Genomic DNA, 7,283 nt, shown 5'->3' with positions numbered 1-7,283 from the left:
GGTTGAAGATGGCAGAATCAATAAAATTTTCCGGCGAGGCACTTTTAGCTTTGGGGATTTGGATAACTGGACGGTTCACTGCAATCATTAGAGGCTCCGCCGCCTTTTCTGTTACAGGAGTTTGAGCCAACCGTGGCATAAACTGACTACCAGGGAGTATCCCAGAAAAGGCACTGACAAACATCGCGGCGATCGCAGCGCCACCCCAAACCATGGTGTTCCGTATGCGGCGGCGATCAATGCGGGTAAACACCTGATTTGCCGTCTCTTGAGTGGTTACCTGAGTGGCAGGTACGGGGAGCTGATGCAACCCTTGGCGTAGCTTCATCAGTCGAGCATACAAGCGCTGGCTATTGGCATCATTTGCTAACCAATCTTGCACTTGATAGCGCTCGGCTGCTGTCACCTCACCATCGATGTAGGCACTGATGAGTTCAAAGCGATCGCGCTGTAGACTATCCATGTCTCTGGCAGCTTTTTGCCCGGAACAGTTATGAGCATCAAAATTAGAGTTCATTTTAGATCACCACCGAGTCTTCACTAGCGCTCAATTATGGATCGTTATCGTTTGTGACATCATCCCAAACTGACTCTATTCGAGAGAGCCTATGGGCTTCCTTGGTCGTAATCTTATCAATTACGCTGTTGGCGTTTTATAGTGAGGAGATGCCCAGCCCCACTGTTAAACTGTATTAGCTGATCAGGTTTGACTTTTACCGTTAACGTCTTTTACCGTTAACGTGCCAGCTTTTGCAGCTTGGCAAATAATAGTTGAAAGTTGACCTTAATCAGTGTAACGCAAGACTTGGGTGAACTATTACACCCTTCATCCCGTTGCCCTCAAGCGTTTGGGATTACTTCACCCAAGACGTTATATATCCCATGATAGAATGAATTTTGGTGTAGGGAAATAATTTCTCCCTTCTCATCCAGAGACCATTAAACATCTAGATAGGGTTGCAGTTGAGATTGTAGTCTTGAGCGGGCTCTAGCGATACGCGACTTGACGGTTCCCAGGGATACGCCTGTAATTTCGGCAATCTCTTCATAAGCCATCCCTTCAATTTCTCGCAAGACAATAGTCGTGCGGAATGCTTCTGGCAAGTCTTTAATGGCTTCTCGTAGCTGGGCGTAGAATTCCCGCGTTGCCATATTGTCTTCTGGACTTGGACCATCAGCAGCAATTTCCCAATCCATCTCACCATCATCCATCCGACGCGGTGCATCCAGTGACAATGGCGGAGCTACCCGTTTGCGTTTGCGTAGCTCATCATAGAAAAGATTGGTCGTGATACGACTCAACCAACCCTTAAATTTGACGGGTTCCTTGAGGCGCTTAATATTCCGGTAAACTCTAATCCAAACTTCTTGCGCCAAGTCAGGTCTGTCCTGCCAATCTGGAGCCAGATGGTATAAAACCTTCTCCACATGGGACTGATATCGGCGTAGCAGTTCAGCAAAAGCAGCCCGGTCAGGAGTAATACCGTCCTGACAGCGCAAAATTAAATCGTAGTTCGAGAGTTTTTCAGGTTGCACCGTCACATTATTGGGTGTGACCTCAACCGGGGACCAGGATAGAGAAATCGATTGGCTCATGGATGGTAATGGGTGCTAGAACATCCTTACTTTTCACAGACGCCTGACTTCACGTAGAGTTCCCGCTTAGATTAGCAAAGGCTTGGTTGGGGTGAATAAACTAAATTTCAATTATCTCTATTCAAACCTACCAACTACATCCTCCAAACGGGTAATCTTTCCCGTCAAGTTTCAATATGGCATCTGGAAAAGTCTATCATCATTCTTCTAGAGGAAAGGCATCCGATCCGGAAAAAAGGGGGGGACGGCTGCCAATGTCAAATATAAAGTGGTTTTGATAAGTTAGAGTTGCTTCGGTTGTGATAGCCTCCTAAGTCATTATGGGCGGAACTTTCTCACTAAAAACTAGCTTGATGCTGCTTTGCTTTGGAGCAGCAGGATTATTATTGTCAGTGGCGTGGCAACAACGTCAATCAATACAACTCCCCTCTGAGATTGCCCAATCGGTTCAGAAGACATTTCCTGGATTGGAGGATGAGAGCGAGTTAGACTCACCCCAGTCACCTGGGAAGTACGGTGAATGGATAAGAGAGCGAATGACCCTTGATTGGGGATGGGGTTTAGATGCTCCTGTTCCCTTAGCCGGATTAATTGTACCCCATCCAGGTTCTTCTGAGCGAAACGCGATCGCCCAAGCATTACCGCTGACTCCCCATCTGAACCAGGCAATAGCCGCTCTGAATGTGCGATTAGTTGTGGATTTGAGTGATGCCAAGGTGTATATTTACTGGGGAAAGCAAGAACTCGCTAGCTATCCAGTTGCTGTGGGTCAACCCGGTTGGGAAACACCTACAGGTCGCTTCAAGGTTCTCCGCAAGCAGCGTAATCCCATCTGGCGACAACCGATTACGGGCGACTTAATCCCCACTGGACCTGATAACCCCTTAGGCGATCGCTGGATCGGATTTTGGTCTGACGAACACCATCAGATAGGCTTTCATGGCACTAATGATGAAGATCTAGTTGGCAGACCAATTTCTCACGGCTGTTTACGGATGCGAAATACTGATATTCAGGCGCTGTATGAACAAATTCAAATTGGCACCCCTGTCTTGGTGCGGGAATGATTCGTCATTGGTCATTGGTCATTTGTGATAATCGAACGGTTAGGTCGGGGCGGGTTTAGTTATATCAGGTTGAAAACGAAACGTTAGTGGTAAAACCCGCCCCTACAAAAGATGTTTTATCGGAACGTCTCTGCTTCCCCTGCTTTCCCTGCTTCCCCTGCTTCCCCTGCTTCCCCTGCTTCCCCTGCTTCCCCTGCGCCTCTAGGGACTTTTGAGATCAGATTTGGGTTCAAAGTTGGGGGCGTAATCTTGGAGTAAGGAACTCACCTGCTGGAACAAATCTTTGCCGCTACCTCTACGAAGAGCTTGGCGTTCAGAGCCAAAATCTGGTCGATGCTGATTTTGCATGATCGCCGTATCAACTTGCTGAGTAATCAACTCTTGTAGTTCTTCTCTGGCTCGTTGACGTTGGTATTTTGCCCCTTCTTCTGTCGTAGCATATAGAGGGGGAAGTCGATTCAGAGCATAGGCGGCAATATCGCCCACATCCAGCACCTGATCGCTAGTTGCTTCAATTTCCGCCACTTGCGCGATTGCTTCGGTGAGTACCAACTCCTCCATCACGTTAATAAACTGCTTGCGCGGAACGGCGACGACTTCACCCGTCAACAGCGCTCCCATCAGGCGATCCAACGCCATATATTCTTCGATCGAAAGCTCTGAGGCTGTATCACAAATACGCCCAACCTCAGTTTCCATGACTGGGGTTAAGTAACCATCTTGCAGAGCTTGTTCTACGATTTTTTCAATACTCATGGTGTTGGATTGTATTGCCCATTAGTAGCCCGAATCAAAGGGAGACTTACCAGAGTTTACCTTAAACAAAACCCATAAGTGTATAAGATGGGGAAAAACTTCAAAAAAACTTAAACCCTGTGTTAGTCAATACCTTCAAATCTCCAGGGCACTGGATCTACAGCAATGCCATGAACATACAGTCCCCAGTGCAAATGCGGTCCCGTAGAAGCTCCCGTTGAACCCACTGTACCAATTCTTTGACCGGCTTGGACAAAATCTCCTTCTTGAACGTCGATTTGATTTAGGTGCAGCATAATACTCAACACCCCTTGACCATGGTCAATTCCGACTGTATTGCCATGAACATTAAACCCCTCTGATTCTCGTCCCACTAACGCCACTCGTCCGGCGGCGGGGGCGACAACAGGTGAACCTGTTCCCGCCGCGTAATCAACGCCCCGATGATAATAATCTTCGGCAAATACTCCGTTATAATAACGACGCACGCCAAACACCGTAGACACTCGACCTACATTAGGTCTGACCAACGGTCCATTCCAGAACTTTTGCGGCGTCACCAATGTTTTAAACTCAGCCACCCGATTGAGTTCCAGTTCTGTGGCGGATCGGTTGGCGCTACCCGATAGTCGGATACGTTGGGTAGGAAACGAACGATTTCTCAGGGATACAGCCAGGTTCCTCACCTCACCATCTCCAGTCACTTGAACTTGCAGACTTCCAGGTTTATCCAGAGGAGTGGTTGGGAGTAAGGCGCGATAGCGATTGGCGGCGACAGGAAAGGCAGGATAGATTTTTTGCCCGATGGACACCCTTGGCGGTTGAGTCGTGGTTTCTGTGTCAATCATCACAGATAGTGTATCCCCTAACTGAGGGCTTTCTGGGGTTACGCGCACTTGCAGCGCGATCGCAGCTTGACTCTTGATCGCCAAAACTGTTGCTAGACCTACAGTTAGCGCTGTAGTCCACCGTCCTTGGCTCCCCAATGGTTTGGCAGGGAAACGTCGCCTAGTGACTAGAGGCGGTTGACTGGGAATTCCTGAACTGTGGGTGTTGAGTCTGGCTTTTTCAATGTCTTCAACCATTTAGCGTCTTGAACCTCAATTCAAACTGTTACCACAAAATAAGGCGATCGCACTCAAGGGGTAAGTTCCAACCGTTGAACTAAAATACATGATATCTGGAAATGCCAGTTTATTAAGAGGATGTCAGATGAGAGTTATCCTGTCTTAATCGGTGCGAATGCTTCTGGCAAAAGTAATGCATTAGAAGGTTTGCGCTTTACATATCAGTAGTGAGCGAATAACTGGAGCCTCAGATCAATTACTCTACGATTCTCTTAGCTATCACCAAAAACCTAAATAGGGTGAAGGTCGCCGAGTGACGAGGAATGGCTCGATCCGCCCGTTGAAAGCCAGATCTGTTGGCACAGAATGTTGCAGGGTTTAACAAATTGTTGGAAATCTTAAGAAAATTTGTATCCTAGAAGGATATAGCACTTTAATTTTGATAACGCACCAGTGCAAGAAGACTTCCGACTGATTATCGACTTCGTATCTGTTCTGGCATCAGCAGCGGCTGGCGGACTCTTGGCATCCTTATGCCGTCAACCCCCGCTCTTGGGCTATATCGTCGGGGGTATGATTGTCGGTCCGGCAGGTTTGGGTCTAATTAAAGAGGTGATCCAAATTGAAACCCTGGCTCAGTTTGGTGTAGCATTTTTACTCTTTGCCCTAGGGGTGGAGTTTTCCCTGGCGGAACTGAAAAAAGTGCAAAAGATTGCCCTAGGCGGTGGTGGACTCCAAATCGTCCTGACTATCTTAGTCACCACATTAGTCTCTCTGGGTATGGGTTGGGTCACGTCTCCCGCCCAAGGTGTGTTTTTGGGAGCAATTTTGTCGTTGTCGTCCACGGCGGTGGTTCTCAAATGCTTGATGGAACGCAACGAAACCGAAACCCCCCACGGGCAGGTGATGCTAGGCATTTTGGTGGTGCAAGACTTGGCGTTGGGGTTAATGTTGGCGGTACTCCCGGCTTTAGACCAACCCAGTGAAGTGATTGGTATAGCCGTAGGACTTGCCCTATTGAAAATTGGTCTATTTGCCGCGGGTGCCATAGCCGTAGGGATATGGTTAATTCCTTCGTTATTACGATTCCTTGCCCGTACCGAAAGCCGAGAGTTATTTTTACTCGGAGTTGTGAGTTTATGTATGGGAATTGCCCTATTGACGGAAGAGTTGGGACTTTCGATTGAAATGGGGGCGTTTGTCGCGGGGTTAATGATTTCCGAGGTGGAATATGCCGATCAAACCTTAACTTATGTCGAACCCCTGCGGGATGTCTTTGCTGCCCTATTTTTTGCGGCGATTGGAATGCTAATTGATCCCATTTTCCTGTGGACTAACCTGGAATTAATTTTGGGATTAGTCTTGTTGGTTTCGGTGGGTAAGTCTTTAATTATAACACCAATTATCAAACTATTTGGCTATCCCTTAAAAACAGCAATTTTGGCAGGTCTGGGGTTAGCTCAAATTGGGGAATTCTCGTTTGTGCTAGCCAGTGAAGGGCAAACATTGGGATTGGTTTCTCGCCCGGTATATCTTTTAATTTTAGGCACAACGGCAGTGACGTTAATTGTGACACCGTTTCTCTTACGATTAACACCCTTGGCATTGAACTGGTTAGAGAATTTTCCGCCCTTAAAACGGTATTTTGAACCGATGGAAACTCCGAAAGCCGTATCACTTAATAGCCAACAGCTAAAAGACCATCTGGTGATTTGTGGGTACGGGCGCAGCGGACGCAATCTGGTGCGACTGATGCGAGAACATAATTATCCGATTTTGGTGGTTGAGCAGTCAGAGCAGGTGATTGGGCAATTACGAGAGGCGGGAATTCCTTATGTTTACGGTAATGCGGCTAGTTTACATGTTTTGGATAAAGCTGGGATAGAACGGGCAAAATCTATGGTGATTGTTTTGTCTGATGCCATGAGTAGTCGGTTATGTTTAAAGCGATCGCTAGAATTAAACCCCAATTTAGATATCGTAGTACGAGCGAATAAGGATCGGGAGATCGAACTGCTGTACCAACTGGGGGCGCGAGAGGTGGTGCAACCGGAGTTTGAGGCGTCTTTGGAGTTAGCGACGCATTTGATGTCAGGGATTGGCGTTCCCAATTGGGTGATTCAGCAGGAAATGGAAAAAATTCGCACTTCCCATTATTTGGATTTGCGCCCCGAACAACCTCAGTCTCAAATTGCCCGCGATTTACGGACGGCGGCTGAGATGATGAATAGTAAGTGGTATGATTTGCCAGAGGATTCTCCGCTGACGGGTATGACGTTAGAACAAGCCGATATTCGCCGCTTAACTGGGGTTAGCTTGGTGGCGATTCGTCGGGCTGATGGCGAGGAAATCGATTATCCCGATGCTGGGGTGAGTTTGGAGGAAGGCGATCGCCTTTTAGCGGTGGGTGAACCTGATGAACTTTCTGCCTTTAAGAAATTGGCAAAGGGAGAAATGACAAATCCTGCCACCAGCAGTCCCTGTCAATGGGTGTTGATACCTCCAGAAAGTCCCGCCCGTGGCAAAACTCTGTCCCAACTCCATTGGCGGCGTCAATATGGGATTCAGGTGCAGGCAATCCGTCGAGAAGGAAGGTTTATCCCTTTTCCCGATGGAAATGCCGAAATTCGAGCGCAAGATCACCTGCTATTGTGTGGCGGAAGTTATCCCCTAAATCAATTACAGGAGTGGTTAACACCCCTGCCTGATAGTAGTATCACCGATGTTCCGCTTCATCAAACTCTGACAAATGACAAATGACAAATGACAAATGACAAATGACAAATGACAAATGACA

Annotated in this window: 6 protein-coding genes; 2 read left to right on the top strand and 4 right to left on the bottom strand. The window is 47.6% G+C overall.

The features are described from left to right. Positions 1-517 (bottom strand): anti-sigma factor family protein (locus ACLFWI_RS23260; RefSeq protein WP_446414900.1); only part of this gene is annotated, 517 nt, incomplete at its 3' end. A gap of 422 nt (positions 518-939) precedes the next feature. Beyond that, on the bottom strand, positions 940-1,596 hold the full coding sequence (locus ACLFWI_RS23255) for a sigma-70 family RNA polymerase sigma factor (protein WP_044204213.1): 657 nt from the start codon (positions 1,594-1,596) through the stop codon (positions 940-942). Positions 1,597-1,949: 353 nt separating this feature from the next. On the opposite strand from ACLFWI_RS23255, the gene ACLFWI_RS23250 reads away from it, so the two are divergent. Beyond that, complete coding sequence (locus ACLFWI_RS23250) at positions 1,950-2,663, top strand: L,D-transpeptidase (protein WP_446414899.1); 714 nt, start codon at positions 1,950-1,952, stop codon at positions 2,661-2,663. 201 nt (positions 2,664-2,864) lie between these two features. Here ACLFWI_RS23250 and ACLFWI_RS23245 read toward each other — a convergent pair whose 3' ends face one another. Both ACLFWI_RS23245 and ACLFWI_RS23240 read right to left on the bottom strand, forming a co-directional pair. Next, a complete protein-coding gene (locus ACLFWI_RS23245; protein ID WP_446379170.1) occupies positions 2,865-3,419 on the bottom strand; it encodes a late competence development ComFB family protein in 555 nt (184 codons plus the stop codon). Between the two features lie 122 nt (positions 3,420-3,541). After that, complete coding sequence (locus tag ACLFWI_RS23240) at positions 3,542-4,504, bottom strand: M23 family metallopeptidase (RefSeq protein WP_446414898.1); 963 nt, start codon at positions 4,502-4,504, stop codon at positions 3,542-3,544. A gap of 435 nt (positions 4,505-4,939) precedes the next feature. Here ACLFWI_RS23240 and ACLFWI_RS23235 point away from each other — a divergent pair, with 435 nt between their 5' ends. Continuing rightward, positions 4,940-7,246: a cation:proton antiporter domain-containing protein gene (locus ACLFWI_RS23235; protein WP_446414897.1), complete on the top strand. Its 2,307-nt coding sequence runs from the start codon at positions 4,940-4,942 to the stop codon at positions 7,244-7,246. The last annotated feature ends 37 nt before the right edge of the window (positions 7,247-7,283 follow it).

Source organism: Coleofasciculus sp. (genome assembly GCF_046539235.1).
In the GTDB taxonomy this organism is placed as follows: Bacteria; Cyanobacteriota; Cyanobacteriia; order Cyanobacteriales; family Coleofasciculaceae; genus Coleofasciculus.
The sequence above is the reverse complement of the archived record's forward strand: the minus strand, read 5'-3'. Positions and strand labels throughout refer to the sequence as shown.